Source organism: Halomonas sp. PAMB 3264, from assembly GCF_031954245.1.
Taxonomy (GTDB): Bacteria; Pseudomonadota; Gammaproteobacteria; order Pseudomonadales; family Halomonadaceae; genus Vreelandella.
Genome location: NZ_CP134866.1, coordinates 2681566 through 2697524, shown reverse-complemented (window position 1 = coordinate 2697524; position 15959 = coordinate 2681566). Strand labels below are relative to the sequence as shown.

Genomic DNA, 15959 nt, shown 5'->3' with positions numbered 1-15959 from the left:
TGTCCAACGTTCAAACCACTATAGCGATGCGTGAGCGTTTAACGAAAGTACGCGCGCCACGCATTCACTATAAAGGTTACTCTTCGCCTCGCCTACAGGGTTTTTGCTCATGCCGTTGATGATGCCATGCTTCGCGTTTTAATCGCCGCCACTGCGCTGAATATCATGCTGGTCGCGCCGCTTTGGTGGCGCTTTGAACGCCTGGGGATGCCGCTGGTCGCGCTCGAGGTGTGGATGCTTGCTCCGGCCTTGGCGCTGATTCCCGCGCGCGGTTGGCGTCGGCTGCTGGCGGCGCTGGTCGTTTTATGGGTGGGGTTGGTCAGCGCTGCCCACCTGGGCGACGCTGCCACCCACGCCGCTTTTGGTCGCGCGCTGAATCTGTATCTCGACGTGCCGCTCGTGCGTTCGATCTATCATCTGCTCTCCGGCAACGTCGGCAAACTCGCCGGCACCTTGATCATGGCGCTTGGCGCGCTGTCACTCGTGGGCATGCTGCTATTGATCTATGCGCTGCTTTCGCCCAAACGCGCGCTCTCGCTCGAGCGGGTGTCGGGGAAGGCAGCGGCCGCGCTCGCGGTGTTAGCGCTGGTGCTTTGCGGGCTTCACTACCAGGGTCTGCGCGTCGTCGAGCGTGGGGCGCTGCCACTCATCGACACCACGCGTTTTCAAATCGAGCAGGTGCGGGCGACCCACCAGGCGCGGCTGGCGTTCGAGGCCGAGCTCGAGCAGCGCCCGCTCGAGGCCCAGGCGCTGCCCGGGCTTGCCGGACGTAACGTGCTGTTGACGTTCATCGAGTCCTACGGGGTGAGCGCGCTGATTGATCCGCGCTACGCGAAGCTGATTCGAGCGACCCTTGACGAGATGGACTCGCGCCTGGAAGCGCGGGGGATTGGCGTGGTCTCTGGGCTTTTGGAGGCGCCGATACGCGGCGGCCAGTCCTGGCTTGCCCACGCCAGCGTGCTCAGCGGGCGCTGGATCGACAACCAGCTCTGGTACCGGCTGATGCTCGAAAGCCCCCACGCGAGCCTGGTCGATGACTTCCACGCCACCGGTCAGCGCTCGCTCACCGTCATGCCAGGCATTACGCTGGCCTGGCCCGAGGGGCTCGCCTACGGCTTTCAGGAGATTCGCACCGCGCGCAACCTGCCCTATCAGGGCCCGGCGCTCAACTGGGTAACCATGCCGGATCAGTTCACGCTGGACTACGTGGCGCGGCGCCAGCTCGACCGGGGGCCGCTGTTCGCTCAGATCACGCTGATCTCGAGTCACGCGCCCTGGACGCCGATTCTACCGGTACTCGAGAATTGGGCGATGATCGGCGATGGGTCGATCTATGGTCCCTGGGAAAACGCCGCCGATCCGCCCGAGGTGCTGTGGCAGGACCTGGAGCGCATTCGCGATCACTACGGCTGGTCGGTGAACTACTCGGTGGCAAGCGTGGCAGGCTTTGCCGAGCGCGCGCTGGATGAAACGGGGCTTTTGATCGTCATGGGCGATCATCAGGCCGCGCCCTTGATCACCGGCGAGAACGCAAGCGCAGCGGTGCCGGTTCACGTGTTCAGTCGCGACCCGGCCCTTTTGGACGCCTTTCGCAAGCGCGGCTTCGTCGATGGGGCGCTGCCGGCACTCGATGATACCGAGCGCGCGCCCCGTATGAGCGAGTTACGCCACTGGCTGCAGGAGGATTTCGGCGACGGCGCTGCGTCTAAAAACGCAAAGACAGCGAACGGGGCGGCTCAGTAAAGGCGGTAGCTTTTGACGTTGGCCACGCCCTGGGTCTCCTCGACGACCTTGCGATAGCGCTTGTACTCCCACTGGTACTGCGCCGGGTCGAGCGCGATCGAGGCCTCGACGCTTGCGTTGACGCCGGTGGCAGAGGTGACGTCCTCCTCGCTGTAGACACGGTCGTCGGCATCGAGAAAGTGAATCGCAAAGCCCTTGCCCGGCACTCTGAGCGCCACGCCGGTGACCACCCGCGCCTTGGTGCGGGCGACCAGTTTGGGTAACAGCGTGGCGGTATAGGCGCTGCGCCCGAAAAACGGCGCGAACACGCCGCTGCCCCAGCTCGGCTCCTGGTCCGGCAGAATGCCGATCGCTTCAGAACGCTTGAGCGCTTTCAGAAGTGCGGCCACGCCGCGCGGGTTGGTCGGCACGAGACTCGCCCCCATGCGCTCGCGGCCGTGGCGGATGATAGGCTCGAGCTCTGCGATCTTGGGCGGCTCGTACATGGCGGTGAAAGGAAAGTGGCTCGACAGCCAAAAATTGAGCACTTCCCAGTTGCCGAAGTGGGGCGCCAGCACGATCACCCCGCGCCCGTCAGCGCGGGCGCTGTCGAGCTTGTCGCGCCCGTGCACCTCGAGAATATGCGCCTGGACCGTTTCGGGCGGGGCGAGCCAGGCGTGGCCCAGCTCCAGCATGGTGGCCGCCGAGTGGCGAAGGCTTTGCCGGGCCAGCGCCTTGCGGGTGCGGATCGGCATGTCCGGGTAGACCACGGCCAGGTTGGTATGGGTGACCCGGCGCTCGCGCTTGCTGAGCCCGTAAACTGCCGGGCCCAAAAGCCGCGCCCCGCGCCAGAGCGACGTGAGCGACCAGCGCGACAGGCGTCGCCACAGCGCATTGATGGTGCGCGCCTGCAGCGCCTGCAGACGAGAAGAGTTCGATCCGCTCATGGTCTACAGCAGCCACCCGTTGACGTCACTCGGCGGGCGCTTGTCCTGAATGCCCTTGAACCCTTTCACGCAGCGCACGATGAACCACACCGCGACCGCCAGCAGCAGCGGAAACCCGATCAGTACCAGGGTGAGCAGCGAGGCCACGCTGAGATACAAAAGCCCGATCCAGAAGGTGCGGATCTGATAGCGGTAGTGCTCGTCGAGCCAGTGCGGGCCGCGGCCGTGATAGACGTAGGCGACGATCACGCCGACGATCACGGTAAAGCCGGTGAAAAAATTGGCCAGATAGAGCGCATAGACCACCAGCGCGACGGTGGTATCGGCCTTGGGAGCCGGCTCGCGCGTCTCCTCATGAACGCGCTCGTTGACGACTTCACCCTCGATGGGCTCTTCATTCGCGTTGTGGCGCATGCGTGCTCCTTCACTCAAAGATGTTCGCCTCGCGGGCGCCCAGGCCGCCCATGATAGCGCGCCGGGCGGGGCTTATCATTACGTCAAAGGCCGATTCAGCGTCCCAGCGGGCGGCAGATTTCCAGTAGATTGCCGTCCGGGTCGCGCAGATAGACCGACTCGATGGCGCCGTTGGCGCCCTGGCGCTCCACCGGGCCAAGCTCGATCTCGACCGAGAGTGCTGCCAGGTGGTCCATGAACTCGGCAAGCGGCAGCTGACAACGCAGGCAAAGATCCAAACTGCCAGGCGTCGGGGTGGCGGAGATCGGCGCGATATCGGTGTCGGTCTGGTGCAATCTGAGCGCGGTGTCGCCCAGCATCAGGTCGACCCGCTGGGCGTCGCGGTAGCGCACGTCGAGTCCCAGCACGCGGGAGTAGTAATCCACCGCGCGCCCCATGTCGGTCACCGTGACTACCAAATGGTCCAGGCCTGAGAGCATGCCACCTTCCTTCGATCAGTTTTGAAAGCCTCATCTTACCCTGGCCGCTCCCGCCGGGCATGCAAAATGACGCCTGCACCAGCGTGGTGCGGCGCGGCGGGCGTTCGAGCGATCGATTTAAGCGATAAAAAGCGTTGACTTTAGGGCCTTGCGCGTAATAATTGCGCGCCCGTTTTCCTGCCAGACTGTGTTCTCTAATCGATTGTTTACCGATCGGTGCTTAATCAATCGACGGTCGGCAGCGAAGGGGTGGTGGGTTTCAGCGCTTCTGGACAAGGCAGGGTGAGGTGGGCATGTCGCGGCAACTGTTGGCTATGGCGCTTGCGCCGCTTTTGGGACTTTTCATTCTGGGCATCGGCAACGGCTTTCTGGCCACGCTGATCACCCTGCGTCTGGACGCGGCGGGCGAATCCGCCACGCTGATCGGTGTCGTGTCGTCGGCCTACTTCATCGGGCTCGCCTTTGGCGCCATGTTCAACGACCGCCTGCTGCTACGCATCGGCCACATTCGCGCCTACGGAAGCTTTGCATCCTTGGTGGCGGTCACCGTGTTGCTGCAAGGGCTCTTCTTCGACCCCTGGGCCTGGTTCGCGCTGCGGTTGATCGGCGGCTGGGCGACGGTCGGGGTATATCTGGTCATCGAGAGCTGGCTTTTGACCGTCGGCGACCAAAAGGTGCGCGGCCGGCTGCTCGCGCTCTACATGATCGCGCTCTACGCCGCCGGCGTGGTGGGCCAGCTGCTGCTCGGCGTGACCAACGCCATGGGTGATTCCGCGCCGTTCATGGTCATTGGCCTTTTGGCGTCGCTTTCTGTTCTGCCCATGGCCATGATTCCGCGCGTCTCGCCACTGATCGAGCACGCCGAGCCCTTGCCGCCGCACCGGCTGATCACCATGACCCCGACCGGCGTGATGGGCAGTTTGGGGTCGGGCATGGTGGTGGCCGCGGCCTACTCGCTGCTGCCGCTCTACCTGCAGCGTATCGGCATGAGCGTAAGCCAGGTCGGGCAGATGATGGCGGTGGTGATTCTCGGCGCCATGCTGCTGCAGTATCCGATCGGGCGCTGGTCGGATCGCCACGACCGCCAGATGGTGCTGATCGGGATCAGCGCGTTTTGTATCGTCATTTCCGGGGCGATGCTGTGGCTTCCGCTCTCCACGCCATTGCTGGCGGTACTGCTGTTTCTGCTCGGCGGCGGCGTGTTCGCCTTCTACCCGGTCGCGGTGAGTCACGCCGCCGACCGCGCCCCGGCGGGCGCGTTGGTGCGCATGAGCCAGGGGCTCTTGTTGATCAACTCCATTGGCGCCACCGTCAGCCCGCTTTTGATCTCACCGGTGATGACGGCGGTGGGCGATACCGGGCTTTTTTGGGCCTTCGGTGCGATGAGCCTGTTCTTTTTGCTGTTCTTTGGCTGGCGACGCAGCGTGCGTCCGGCGCCGCTGCCGGTGGCGCCGTTCACCGCCACGACCCCCATGTCCAGTGCCGGCGCCGAGCTCGTCATCACCGAAGAGCTGGTGCAGGGGGCGCTGGAGCACGAGCACCTGGAGGATCTCTCCCAGGTACTGCCGGAGGTTCACGTGGCGGAGCCGGTGGTCGGCCCGCCGGCGGCGGACGAAGTGCACATCACCTACTTTGATGACGTCGAAACCGTCGAAATCCACCGCCCCCACCGCGTGCCTTGAGCGCCGCATCAAAGCGAACGTTCCCGGCGTCGCTTATCAGCTGACGTGATACCTTGGATGAATAGTGTCAAAACGCTCGTTTGACTACCATGAGTCGATCGTGCGGTTTTAACGCCCAGGCGCTTCAGGGCGTCACTCTATTCAAGCCAAGGAGTTGCCATGAAGGATTATGTCGCACCGGTTCGCGATCTACGCTTCGTTCTCGAGGAGATGCTTTCGCATCGCTCGCTATCGCTGCCCGGTTTCGAAGAGGCCTCGCCGGATCTGGTCGAGGCGGTGCTCGAAGAGGCCGCCAAACTGGCCGGCGACGTGTGGGGCCCGCTCAACCGCGTGGGCGACCAGCAGGGCGCGACGCGTCACCCGGACGGCAGCGTGACCACCGCCGAGGGCTTCGCTGCCGCCTACCAGGCCTATGTCGAAGGCGGCTGGAACGGCATCGGCGTATCCAATGCGCTGGGCGGGCAGAATCTGCCGGAAGTGGTCGCAAGCGCGGTGCAGGAGATGCTTCATGGCGCCAACATGGCGCTTGGCCTTTGCCCGATGCTCACCGCCGGGGCAATCGAAGCGCTGGCGCACCACGGAAGCGACGCGCTCAAAAAGATCTACCTCACCCCGCTGGTCGAAGGCCGCTGGACCGGCACCATGAACCTGACCGAACCCCAGGCGGGGTCCGATCTCTCCAAGGTACGCACCAAAGCCGTTCCCGAAGGGGATCACTACCGCATCAGCGGCCAGAAGATCTATATCACTTGGGGCGAGCACGACGCCGCCGAAAACATCGTCCATCTGGTGCTGGCGCGCAAGCAGGGCGCCCCGGAGGGCAACAAGGGTATTTCGCTGTTTCTGGTGCCGAAGTTTCTGGTCAATGACGACGGTTCGCTCGGCGAGCGCAACGACGTCGTCTGCGCCTCGCTCGAGCACAAACTCGGCATTCACGGCTCGCCCACCTGTACGCTCAGCTTCGGCGAGCAGGGCGGGGCCGTGGGCTATCTCGTCGGTGACGAGGGCCGCGGGCTCAACCACATGTTCACCATGATGAACGAGGCGCGTCACAAGGTCGGTATCCAGGGCATTGGCGTGGCCGAGCGCGCCTGCCAGCACGCGCTGGCCTACGCCAATGAGCGCGTGCAGGGCAAACTCTCCAAAGAGCGCGGCGGTGTCGAGACCACCATTGGCGAGCACTTCGACGTCAAACGGATGCTGCTTTCCATGCGTGCGCGCACCGACGCACTCCGGGCGCTGGCGCTTTACTGCGCCGGTCAGCTCGATATCGCGCGCAACAGCGAAGATGCCGGCGAGCGCGAGGCGGCTCAGGCCCTGGTCGACGTGCTGATTCCCATCGTCAAAAGCTTCTCCACCGACCAGGCCGTTGATATTGCCTCCACCGGCATTCAGGTGCACGGCGGCATGGGCTACGTCGAGGAGACCGGCGCCGCCCAGCTTCTGCGCGACGCCCGCATCGCGCCGATCTACGAAGGCACCAATGGTATTCAGGCGCTGGATTTGGCCGGGCGCAAGCTGCAGCGCGACGACGGCCAGGCGATGACGCGGCTGATCGAGCGGGTCGAGCAGACCGCACAGGCGCTCGGTAAGGACGCAGCGCTTGCAGGGCTTGGCAGAGCGCTTGGCCAGGGCATTGAAGCTCTGCGTGCGGCGATGGCCATCGTGCTCGAAGAGGGCCGACACGAGACGCGCGGCGTCGACGCCGTGCAGGCCTACGCCACGCCGTTTCTATCGCTTTCCGGCCACGTGCTGTGCGCCTGGCAAATGGGCGAGGCGGCGCTGATCGCCAGCCGCGCCGACCAAAGCGATCCGTTCTATCAGGCCAAGCTCGCCAGCGCCCGCTTTGCGATCACCCAGTGGCTACCGGTGGGCCTGGCCCAGCGCGCGGTGATCGAGGCGGGAGTCGAGTGTCTGGAGGCGTTCGATAGCCGCGCCCACTAGGCGAACCGGCGCCGGGCGCCCAACGTTCGACGCCCGGCGCACGACCATTCCAGCACAATAAAGACAACAGGACGGCCCATGAACACGATCTTCGAGCAGGATCTGCCGCCGACGCCGGCGAACTACGTAGCGCTGTCGCCGCTGACGTTCATCGAGCGCTCGGCGGCGGTGTATCCGGACTACCCGGCCGTGGTTTACGGCGGGCGTCGCTTAAGCTGGGCAGAGACCTGGTCGCGCTGTCGCCGGCTTGCCAGCGGCCTTGAAAAGCGCGGCATCGAACCCGGCCAGACCGTGGCCGCCATGCTGCCCAACGTACCGGCCATGTTCGAGGCGCACTTCGGCGTGCCGCTGGCTGGCTGCGTGCTCAATACGCTCAACATCCGTCTGGACGCCCACGCCATTCACCACATGCTCGCCCACGGCGAGGCGAAGGCGGTTTTGGTCGACCCGGAGTTCAAGGATGTCATCAAACAGGCGGTGGAGGGGCTGGCCGACAAGCCGCTGCTCATCGACGTACGCGATGAGGAGTTTTTCGGCGAGTCGACAGGCATCGGCGAGATAGAGTACGAGGCGCTGCTGCAAGAGGGCGACCCGGACTACGCCTATCGGTTGCCAAATGATGAGTGGCAGGCCATTTCGCTGAACTACACCTCCGGCACCACCGGTGACCCGAAGGGCGTGGTGTATCACCATCGCGGGGCGTATCTCAACGCGGTGAGCAACATCATGGAGTGGGCGATGCCCCACCATCCGGTCTATCTCTGGACCCTGCCGATGTTTCACTGCAACGGCTGGTGCTTCCCCTGGTCGATCGCCGCTCGCGCCGGGGTCAACGTGTGCCTGCGAAAGGTGGACCCGGCGCGTATCAACGCGCTGATCGAGGAGGAGCGGGTGACCCACTTCAGCGGCGCGCCGATCGTGCTCAACGCGCTGGTGAATCTGCCGGAGGCGCAAAAGCGCGTCTTCGACCATCCGGTCAAGGCGACGACCGCTGGTGCGGCGCCGCCGGCTTCCATCATTGCCGGGGTCGAGAAGCTGGGCATCGAGGTCACCCACGTTTACGGTTTGACCGAGGTGTACGGACCGGTGACGGTGTGCGCCTGGCACGACGCCTGGGATGCATTGCCCCTCGAAGCGCGGGCCAAAATCAAGGCCCGCCAGGGCGTGCGCTATCATATGCTCGAGGCGCTGTGCGTCGCCGACCCGCAGACGCTCGAGCCCGTCCCCCGCGATGGTCAGGCCATTGGCGAGATCCTGATGCGCGGCAATAACGTCATGAAGGGCTACTTGAAGAACGTTGATGCGACCCAAAAGGCGCTTGCCGGCGGCTGGTACCACACCGGTGACCTGGCGGTCTGGCACGAGGATGGCTATATCGAGATCAAGGACCGCTCCAAGGACATCATCATCTCCGGCGGTGAAAACATCTCGACCATCGAAGTGGAGAGCGCGCTTTACGACCACCCCGCCGTGGAAGCCGCGGCGGTCGTGGCCCGGCCGGATGAAAAGTGGGGCGAGACGCCCTGCGCCTTCGTCACCCTGAAGCCAGGTTACAACGATATCGATGAAGCCGCGATCATCGCCCACTGCCGCGAGCGGCTGGCGGGCTTCAAGGTCCCCAAAACGGTCGTTTTCAGCGAGCTGCCGAAAACCTCTACCGGCAAGATCCAGAAGTTCGTGCTGCGCGACGAAGCCCGAGGGCTCGACCAACGCTAGCACCAGCGCGAATTACCCGTTCGCTAACGCAACCAACTGGGAGTCAGCATGAGCGACAACGTGATCGAAAAAAACGATAACGACGGTATCGTAACGCTTACCTTCAATCGCCCCAAGGCGCTGAACGCGCTCAACAGCGACGTACTAAAAGCGCTTGCCGCCCACCTGAGCGAACTCGAGGGCCAGACCAATCTTCGCGCCGTTCTTTTGACCGGCGCCGGCGAGAAAGCCTTCGTGGCCGGGGCGGACATCACCGAAATGCGCGACAAAACGCCCGAGCAGGCGCGCGCTTTCGCCGCCCAGGCGCTTTCCACCATCAAGCGCCTTGAGCGTCTTCCGGTGCCGGTCGTGGCGCTGGTCAACGGGTTCTGCCTGGGCGGCGGCTGCGAGTTGGCGCTGGCCTGCGACTGGGCAGTGGCCAGCGACAACGCCATCTTCGGCCAGCCGGAGGTTTTGCTCGGCGTGATTCCAGGCTTTGGCGGCACCCAGCGCCTGCCGCGCCGTGTCGGCCCGGCCATGGCGATCGATCTGGTCACCACCGGGCGCAAGATCGATGCCCAAGAGGCGCTACGTATCGGACTGGTCAACCGCGTCATGTCTCAAGCCGAGCTTTCAAGCTACGCCGAGGAGCTGACCAAACAGTTGGGTGGCAACGGCCGCCAGGCGGTGCGCGCCGCCAAGCAGGCGGTCCACGACGGGTTGGATCAGGACCTGGACAGCGCTCTGGCGCTCGAAACGAGCCTGTTCGCCTTCTGCTTTGCGGGAGAGGAGCAGAAAGAGGGCATGAGCGCATTTGTGGAGAAGCGCAAGGCGAACTTTTAAGTCGGCACCAACAAAAAAAGCGGGCCTCGGCCCGCTTTTTCGTGCTCGCTCTATCCGGCGGGCCAGAGCTCGATGAGCACCTTGCCGGAGCGTTCGGAGTCCTTGGCGATAGCAAAGGCGTTTTGCGCATCGCTTGCCGGCAGCACATGGGTAATGACATCGTCAAAGCGCGCGTCTTTCGCCAGCAGGGCAATCGCTTCGTCGATCTCGTGGCTGAAACGAAAGCAGCCGCGCAGCTGAACTTCCTTTGAAATCAGCGGTGCCAGGGCAATGGGCTGCGCGGTCGCGGGCATCATGCCGATCTGGGCGATGATGCCCGCACGCCGCACCGCGTTGATCGCGCCGTTGATGGAGGCGGGCACGCCGGTGCACTCCAGCACCACATCGAAGGCCTCGTCGGGGAGTGCCTGCTCATTGATGCGATAGGTGGCCGAAACGCCCAGCGCTTGTGCGCGCGCGAGCGGGCCTTCGAGCACATCGGTGATGCTCACCTCGCGTGCTCCCTTGGCCAGCGCCGCCGCGGCGGCGAGTAGCCCGATCGGCCCGGCGCCGCACACCAGCACGCGCTGGTCGGCGACGCCGCCGGCCACCTCGATACCGTGCAAGGCCACCGCCAACGGCTCGGCAAGCGCCGCCCGCGATAGCGGAAGCGAAGCGGGCAGCACGCGAATCATGGACGGGTCCACGTCGAGATACTCACTCATGCCGCCCTGGGTGTGGGGCCAGGTCGAGGCCGACCCGAGATAGGCGCCCTGGGGCCAAAGATGCGGTTTCTCTTCAAGGCCCGGCTCGCAAATGCCGAAGGTCGCCGGGTGCAGCGTGACTGGCGTGCCCGGCTCGAACGTACCGCTGGGGTCTTGTTCGATCACGCCGGCCATTTCGTGCCCGGGAATCAGCGGTTCGCGCACCACGAACGCGCCGTTGGCCCCTTCGTGATAGTAGTGAAGGTCCGACCCGCAAATGCCGCCGAAGGCCATGCGCAGCCGCACCTTGTGGGCGGCCAGCGCCGGCAGTGAGCGGGTCTCTTCGCGCAGGTCCTGCTTGCCGTGAATGACTAATGCTTGCATAGGGTGTTTCCTCTGGAGGGCCGTCAAACGACCGACGTCATGCCGCCATCGACGAAAATGTTCTGTCCCGACACGAAACTCGACGCCCCGGAGCACAAATAGATCAGCGTGCCGACCAGCTCGTCGAAATGCCCCCAGCGCTGTGCCGGCGTGCGCTTTTCCACCCAGGCGTTGAAGTCCGGGTCTTGCCATAGCGCGGTGTTCATCTCGGTCTTGAAGTAGCCAGGCGAAATACAGTTGACCTGGATGTTGAAGCGCGCGAGATCCGCCGCCATTCCCTGCGTCAGCAGGGCCACGCCGCCCTTGGTCGCGGAGTAGGGCGCAATGGTTTCCCGGGCGAGCTTCGACTGTACCGAGCCGATATTCACGACCTTGCCCGAGCCGCGCTCGCTCATGGCGCGAGTGACGACTTGAGAGACGTAAAACACGCTCGACAGGTTGGTCGCGACCAGCGCATCCCAGTCGTTGGGCGCGAATTCGTTGAACGGCGCCCGGCGCTGCAGGCCGGCGTTATTGACCAGAATGTCCGGTGCGCCGCAGCGCTCGACCAGCGCCTCGAGCGCCTCTTTGGCGGCTCTAGCATGGGTGACATCGAAACTCACGGCCTCGACGCGTGCGCCGGTTTCCTCGGCCAGCGCCTGCGCCTGACGCTCGACCTGAGCCTGCTCACGGCCGTGCAGAACGACGCGTGCTCCCTGCTGGGCAAGGCCCCGCGCCAGGGCGTTACCCAGCCCCCGGGAGGAGCCGGTCACCAGTGCGAGTTTATCCTGAATGTCGAAAAGTGTCGGGTTCATGCGGTTTTCCTGGACATGCGGTTTGACTAGAAAAGGACGAAGATCACATAAGCGAAGACGAAGCCGACCAAAGACTCGAGCGCCTGCTGTACCGTCCAGGTCTTGAGCGTGGTCTTGACGTCCATACCCAGAAGCCGGCCGACGAGCCAGAAGCCCGAGTCGTTGACGTGGCCGGCGAAGACCGAGCCCGCGGCAGTGGCCAGCGTGATCGCCACGATCTGCATGGCGCTAAAGTCGGCGCCGGCAACGGCCGGGGCCATGAGGCCGGCGGCGGTCACCAGTGCCACGGTCGCCGAGCCCTGGGCCAGGCGCAGGATGACCGCGATCAGGTAAGCCGCCACGATGACGGAAAAGCCCAGATCGCCCAGCGAATCGGAGAGCGCATCGCCAATGCCGGAGGCGCGCAGCACGCCGCCGAACATGCCGCCGGCGCCGGTGATCAATACCACCGAGCAGATCGGGCCGAGCGAGGAGTCCAGCACTTTCTCCAGCGCATTGCCCTCGACCCCGCGACGCCGGCCCAGCACCAGCATGGCGACCAGCGCGGAAATCAACAGCGCCACCGGCGTGCTGCCAAGCGCCCGCATCAGCTGAAACCACCCCTGGTCGCTGTCCACCGCGCCCAGCGAGCGCAGAAAGTCCAGCCCCGTATTCATGAAGATGAGCAAAAGCGGCAGCAGGAGCATGAAGATCACCGTACCGACCGCTGGCGGGTGGGTGACCTCATCGTCCTTCACTTCACCAAACAGCGCCTTGTCGAGTGGAAATGGGTGGCGTTTGGCGACGAACTGGCCCCACATGTAGCCGGAAATCCACCAGAGCGGAAAGGCGATGACGACGCCGGTGAGCATCAAAAGCCCGAGGTTGGCGTCATACAGTTCGGCAGCGGTGACCGGCCCCGGGTGGGGTGGCAAAAACACGTGCATGACCGAAAACGCCGCGGCGGCGGGCATGGCATACAAGAGAATCGGCCCGCCAAGCCGGCGGCCCACGGCGAAGATGATCGGCAGCATGACGATCAAACCGGCGTCGAAAAAGATCGGAAAGCCCATCAGCAGCGAGGCGACGCCAAGGGCAAGCGGCGCGCGCTGCTCGCCGAACAGGGTAATCATGCGATCCGCCAGCACGCGTGCGCCGCCGGAGTGCTCGACGAGCTTGCCAAGCATGGCGCCAAGACCCACCAGCAGCGCCACGGCGCCGAGTGTGCCGCCAAAGCTCTGCACCAGCGTCGGCACGATGGCGTCATAAGGAATGCCGGTGACCAGCGCGGTCAAAAAGCTGACCGAAATCAGGGCGAGAAAGGCGTGCACCTTGAATCTGATGATCAGCAGCAGCAGTAACAGCACGGCAGCGGTAGCAATGCCCAGCAAGGGGCCTGCCGACATCGTTTGTGTCCATCCGTCCATAAGCAGGCTCCGGGGTCTAAAGTGGGACGATCAACGTGTAATGTTATCGGTAACATCGAGGCATACGCATGGTAGATCATCGCCACGTCCCGCAGACACTCGACCTTCGTTTAAGACCCGCGGCAGCGAATCCGTTACACTGACCGCCAAACGACTCTGGATACGACCGATGGCTCTAAGCGCGACCCCCTATAAAGTGGATCTGAATCTGACCGATCTGGATCGCAACGTGTATGAAACGCTGCGTTTCACCGTGGCCCGGCACCCCTCCGAGACCGAGGAGCGGCTCTGCGCGCGGCTGCTGGCGTTTGTTCTCTGGTACGGCGAGGCGCTGGGCTTTGGCCGGGGGCTATCGGATGTCGACGAGCCGGCACTTTGGGAGAAAAGCCTGGACGGGCGCGTGCTGCACTGGATCGAGGTGGGTCAGCCCGACGCCGAGCGCTTGACCTGGTGCTCGCGGCGCGCCGAGCGAGTATCGCTGCTCGCTTACGGGCGCACGGAGCAGTGGGAAGCGAAGGTGCTGCCCGGCGTGTCGTCGCTGAAGAATTTGCACGTAGCGAGTTTGCCGGAGCAGGCGCTGGCGCAGATAGCGACAGAGTTGCCGCGAGCGATCAATTGGGCGGTCATGATCAGCGACGGCGCGCTTTACGTGACCGACGATCGCGGCCAGCACGAAATCACCCCGCAATGGCTCGTGCGCGAGCGCTAAAAAACCGATCCACGCGTTCGACGTCGGGAGAGGGTCTGACAGGCCTTGAGGATTGTTCGAGTCGCTTGCCGAACGCTTGTTTGATTACATACAATCAAAAACGTTTATAAGCGAATTTTATAAGCGAATTTGCTCAGCGTGAGGCATTTTTCTCAAGGCGCTCATCACGACTATGCTTACCCGATCCCCGAATCTCCAAGGAAAGAGACATGCGCATTCCTTCTGCCGCAAGGCGGAACCCACTGATCTTGTCCATCACACTGGCGCTGACGTCGCCACTGGCGTTGGCAGACGATAGCCGTTTTACGTTCAAGATCGAAAACGATGGCTTGGCAAGCGCCGACGATGGCCACTTCACCAGTGGGTTCGAGCTCAACTACGGCTATGCGCCGTCACCTGATAGCTGGACACAGCGCCTGGCGGCCGCGCTACCCGAGCCGATCATCGGCGAGGCCGACCAGGCAGCGTTTCGTTTGGTGCATCAAATCTACACCCCGAACGATATTCAACAGCCGCAGTTGATCGAAAGCGATCGCCCCTACGCCGGGCTCGTGTTCGGCGGCGTGTCGCTTTATGAAGACGCGCCGATGACATCGAACATCACGCGATCGACGGATCTACATTTGGACGTGGGGCTGGTGGGGCCGTCGTCGCTGGCCGACAGCATTCAGCGCGAAGTTCACCACGTCACCGGCAGCGACCGCCCGCGCGGGTGGGATAACCAGCTAAGTGACGAGCCGCTTTTGAACCTTACCCTGCGCCGCCAGTGGTGGGTCGATACGCCCCTGGCCGGCAAGCAGTTCGCCCACGGGCCGAGCGTGGGCGCGGCGCTGGGTAATCTCTACACCTACGCCAGCGCCGGTTACAGCGTACGCTGGGGCGACGACGCCAGCGGCGTACCGACGCTGACGCCCAACCCGGGCAATCGCGGGCAGTTCGACGCGACCCGCGGGTGGCAGTGGTACCTGTTTGCCAGCGTCGACGGCTACTACATGGCGCACAATCTGACGCTGGACGGCAACGTTTTTTCGTCGAGCCATTCGGTGGATCGTAAGGAGTGGGTAGGCGACGCCTCCGCGGGGCTGGCGCTTGGCTGGAACGATTGGCAGGTCAACTACGCCATGCTGGCGCGCTCGCGCGAGTTCGACGGCCAGCAAAGCCACGACGCCATCGGCTCGATTACCCTGACCAAACGTTTCTAAATCACCGAGGCGATCTATCCTTGGAGTGTTTACATTCCGAGAGGATCGCTTCATGGCGAAAGCGCCGTTTCCCCACACCCCCGATGGCCGTTACTTCGTGGCTAAAAACCGACTCTGGCGCGCCACCAATCCAGCGCTTGACGACGACGAAGAGCAAACTCACGTCAACGCGTTGATGAAGGCGCGCCGCGCGGTCAAGACCGCCAAGGATCAGAACGACGACGAGGCGCTCAAAAAAGCCAGAAGCGAGGTGCAAAAGGCGAAGGTCGCGCTTGGCGAGCGCGGCCCGGTGTGGTGGGACGACGGCGCGCCGGACGAAAACGAGCGCGCTCCGGAAAACAGCTCCTACGCCGAGTGGTGGCGTGAGTATCAAAAGCGCCACGGCGACCCGACCTGACGCGATTGGCATCATCCGCCTTGGCTCCTTGCCCTGAGTGACTACACTCAATGTCCATGGATCAAAAAGCGGCGATTACCGATGGATATGATGTTCTTTAGTGGCTGGGAAAGCCTGGTACGCACGCTGGTGGTCGGAGTGCTCGCTTATGTCGTGCTGATTGCGTTCTTGCGTCTCTCCGGCAACCGCACGCTCTCCAAGATGAACGCCTTCGACATGATCGTTACGGTGGCGCTGGGCTCGACGCTGGCGACGGTGCTGCTTTCAAAAGACGTGGCGCTGGCCGAAGGTACGCTGGCACTGGCGCTTTTGATCGCGCTTCAGTACCTGATTACGTGGCTGAGTGTGCGGGTCGGCTGGGTCAAACGCGCCGTCACCGGCGAGCCCTTGATGCTTTTATACGAAGGTGAGTTTCTGAAACAAGCGCTCTACCGGGCGCGCGTCACCGAAGACGAGGTGCACTCGGCGGTACGCGCAAGCGGGCTTTCGAGCGTGGCCGACGTGTCTGCGGTGGTGCTCGAAACCGACGGCTCGCTCAGCGTAGTCACTCAAACACCTGCGCAAAAGCGCTCGAGTCTCGAGGACGTGCGCCGCCTGTGATCAGACGTTGACGCCTGACGGTACCCGCCAATGACAACGGCCCCGAAAGGGGCCGTTT

General features: G+C 63.8%; 15 protein-coding genes. 9 read left to right on the top strand and 6 right to left on the bottom strand.

The window, feature by feature from the left end; all coding sequences use genetic code 11:
* Positions 1 to 126 precede the first annotated feature (126 nt).
* Complete coding sequence (locus tag RN347_RS12220; protein WP_311958387.1) at positions 127 to 1743, top strand: alkaline phosphatase; 1617 nt, start codon at positions 127 to 129, stop codon at positions 1741 to 1743.
* Here the strand turns inward: RN347_RS12220 and RN347_RS12215 are convergent.
* From RN347_RS12215 to RN347_RS12205, 3 genes are all read right to left on the bottom strand, one after another.
* On the bottom strand, positions 1737 to 2669 hold the full coding sequence (locus RN347_RS12215) for a lipid A biosynthesis acyltransferase (protein ID WP_311958386.1): 933 nt from the start codon (positions 2667 to 2669) through the stop codon (positions 1737 to 1739). The genes RN347_RS12220 and RN347_RS12215 overlap by 7 nt on opposite strands.
* Positions 2670 to 2672: 3 nt before the next feature.
* Entirely contained in the window at positions 2673 to 3083 is a 411-nt protein-coding gene (locus RN347_RS12210; protein ID WP_311958385.1) for a DUF4870 domain-containing protein, read from the bottom strand.
* A 95-nt stretch (positions 3084 to 3178) separates the two neighbouring features.
* Entirely contained in the window at positions 3179 to 3562 is a 384-nt protein-coding gene (locus RN347_RS12205) for a VOC family protein (protein ID WP_263586552.1), read from the bottom strand.
* Positions 3563 to 3855: 293 nt separating this feature from the next.
* Here RN347_RS12205 and RN347_RS12200 point away from each other — a divergent pair, with 293 nt between their 5' ends.
* The 4 genes from RN347_RS12200 to RN347_RS12185 all read left to right on the top strand — a co-directional run bounded on the left by RN347_RS12200 (position 3856) and on the right by RN347_RS12185 (position 9726).
* Positions 3856 to 5244: an MFS transporter gene (locus tag RN347_RS12200; RefSeq protein ID WP_311958384.1), complete on the top strand. Its 1389-nt coding sequence runs from the start codon at positions 3856 to 3858 to the stop codon at positions 5242 to 5244.
* 159 nt (positions 5245 to 5403) lie between these two features.
* Positions 5404 to 7188, top strand: a complete 1785-nt coding sequence (locus RN347_RS12195) for an acyl-CoA dehydrogenase (protein ID WP_311958383.1) — start codon at positions 5404 to 5406, stop codon at positions 7186 to 7188.
* Between the two features lie 78 nt (positions 7189 to 7266).
* Positions 7267 to 8904, top strand: coding sequence for an acyl-CoA synthetase (locus RN347_RS12190; protein ID WP_311958382.1), 1638 nt, complete (start codon positions 7267 to 7269; stop codon positions 8902 to 8904).
* A gap of 48 nt (positions 8905 to 8952) precedes the next feature.
* On the top strand, positions 8953 to 9726 hold the full coding sequence (locus RN347_RS12185) for an enoyl-CoA hydratase-related protein (RefSeq protein WP_311958381.1): 774 nt from the start codon (positions 8953 to 8955) through the stop codon (positions 9724 to 9726).
* A gap of 50 nt (positions 9727 to 9776) precedes the next feature.
* On the opposite strand, the gene RN347_RS12180 is transcribed toward RN347_RS12185, so the two are convergent.
* Genes RN347_RS12180 through RN347_RS12170 form a run of 3 tightly spaced genes read right to left on the bottom strand, consistent with a single transcriptional unit; the run spans position 9777 to position 12993 of the window.
* Positions 9777 to 10793, bottom strand: a complete 1017-nt coding sequence (locus RN347_RS12180) for an L-idonate 5-dehydrogenase (protein ID WP_311958380.1) — start codon at positions 10791 to 10793, stop codon at positions 9777 to 9779.
* Between the two features lie 23 nt (positions 10794 to 10816).
* Positions 10817 to 11587 carry a glucose 1-dehydrogenase gene (locus RN347_RS12175; protein ID WP_311958379.1) on the bottom strand — a complete coding sequence of 257 codons (771 nt, stop codon included), beginning with the start codon at positions 11585 to 11587 and terminating at the stop codon, positions 10817 to 10819.
* Between the two features lie 26 nt (positions 11588 to 11613).
* Positions 11614 to 12993, bottom strand: a complete 1380-nt coding sequence (locus RN347_RS12170) for a GntP family permease (protein ID WP_263586559.1) — start codon at positions 12991 to 12993, stop codon at positions 11614 to 11616.
* 169 nt (positions 12994 to 13162) lie between these two features.
* On the opposite strand from RN347_RS12170, the gene RN347_RS12165 reads away from it, so the two are divergent.
* From RN347_RS12165 to RN347_RS12150, 4 genes are all read left to right on the top strand, one after another.
* Positions 13163 to 13702, top strand: a complete 540-nt coding sequence (locus tag RN347_RS12165; RefSeq protein WP_263586560.1) for a YaeQ family protein — start codon at positions 13163 to 13165, stop codon at positions 13700 to 13702.
* Between the two features lie 209 nt (positions 13703 to 13911).
* A complete protein-coding gene (locus RN347_RS12160; protein WP_311958378.1) occupies positions 13912 to 14904 on the top strand; it encodes a lipid A deacylase LpxR family protein in 993 nt (330 codons plus the stop codon).
* Positions 14905 to 14956: 52 nt separating this feature from the next.
* Positions 14957 to 15301, top strand: coding sequence for a hypothetical protein (locus tag RN347_RS12155; protein WP_311958377.1), 345 nt, complete (start codon positions 14957 to 14959; stop codon positions 15299 to 15301).
* Between the two features lie 81 nt (positions 15302 to 15382).
* The gene (locus tag RN347_RS12150) at positions 15383 to 15901 is read left to right on the top strand and encodes a DUF421 domain-containing protein (protein ID WP_263586563.1); all 519 of its coding nucleotides are present in this window, start codon (positions 15383 to 15385) and stop codon (positions 15899 to 15901) included.
* Positions 15902 to 15959 lie beyond the last annotated feature (58 nt).

Coding starts and splice junctions, on each gene's coding strand:
- RN347_RS12220 (WP_311958387.1), top strand. CDS start 127: ATGCTTCGCGTTTTAATCGCCGCCACTGCGCTGAATATCATGCTGGTC.
- RN347_RS12215 (WP_311958386.1), bottom strand. CDS start 2,669: ATGAGCGGATCGAACTCTTCTCGTCTGCAGGCGCTGCAGGCGCGCACC.
- RN347_RS12210 (WP_311958385.1), bottom strand. CDS start 3,083: ATGCGCCACAACGCGAATGAAGAGCCCATCGAGGGTGAAGTCGTCAAC.
- RN347_RS12205 (WP_263586552.1), bottom strand. CDS start 3,562: ATGCTCTCAGGCCTGGACCATTTGGTAGTCACGGTGACCGACATGGGG.
- RN347_RS12200 (WP_311958384.1), top strand. CDS start 3,856: ATGTCGCGGCAACTGTTGGCTATGGCGCTTGCGCCGCTTTTGGGACTT.
- RN347_RS12195 (WP_311958383.1), top strand. CDS start 5,404: ATGAAGGATTATGTCGCACCGGTTCGCGATCTACGCTTCGTTCTCGAG.
- RN347_RS12190 (WP_311958382.1), top strand. CDS start 7,267: ATGAACACGATCTTCGAGCAGGATCTGCCGCCGACGCCGGCGAACTAC.
- RN347_RS12185 (WP_311958381.1), top strand. CDS start 8,953: ATGAGCGACAACGTGATCGAAAAAAACGATAACGACGGTATCGTAACG.
- RN347_RS12180 (WP_311958380.1), bottom strand. CDS start 10,793: ATGCAAGCATTAGTCATTCACGGCAAGCAGGACCTGCGCGAAGAGACC.
- RN347_RS12175 (WP_311958379.1), bottom strand. CDS start 11,587: ATGAACCCGACACTTTTCGACATTCAGGATAAACTCGCACTGGTGACC.
- RN347_RS12170 (WP_263586559.1), bottom strand. CDS start 12,993: ATGGACGGATGGACACAAACGATGTCGGCAGGCCCCTTGCTGGGCATT.
- RN347_RS12165 (WP_263586560.1), top strand. CDS start 13,163: ATGGCTCTAAGCGCGACCCCCTATAAAGTGGATCTGAATCTGACCGAT.
- RN347_RS12160 (WP_311958378.1), top strand. CDS start 13,912: ATGCGCATTCCTTCTGCCGCAAGGCGGAACCCACTGATCTTGTCCATC.
- RN347_RS12155 (WP_311958377.1), top strand. CDS start 14,957: ATGGCGAAAGCGCCGTTTCCCCACACCCCCGATGGCCGTTACTTCGTG.
- RN347_RS12150 (WP_263586563.1), top strand. CDS start 15,383: ATGGATATGATGTTCTTTAGTGGCTGGGAAAGCCTGGTACGCACGCTG.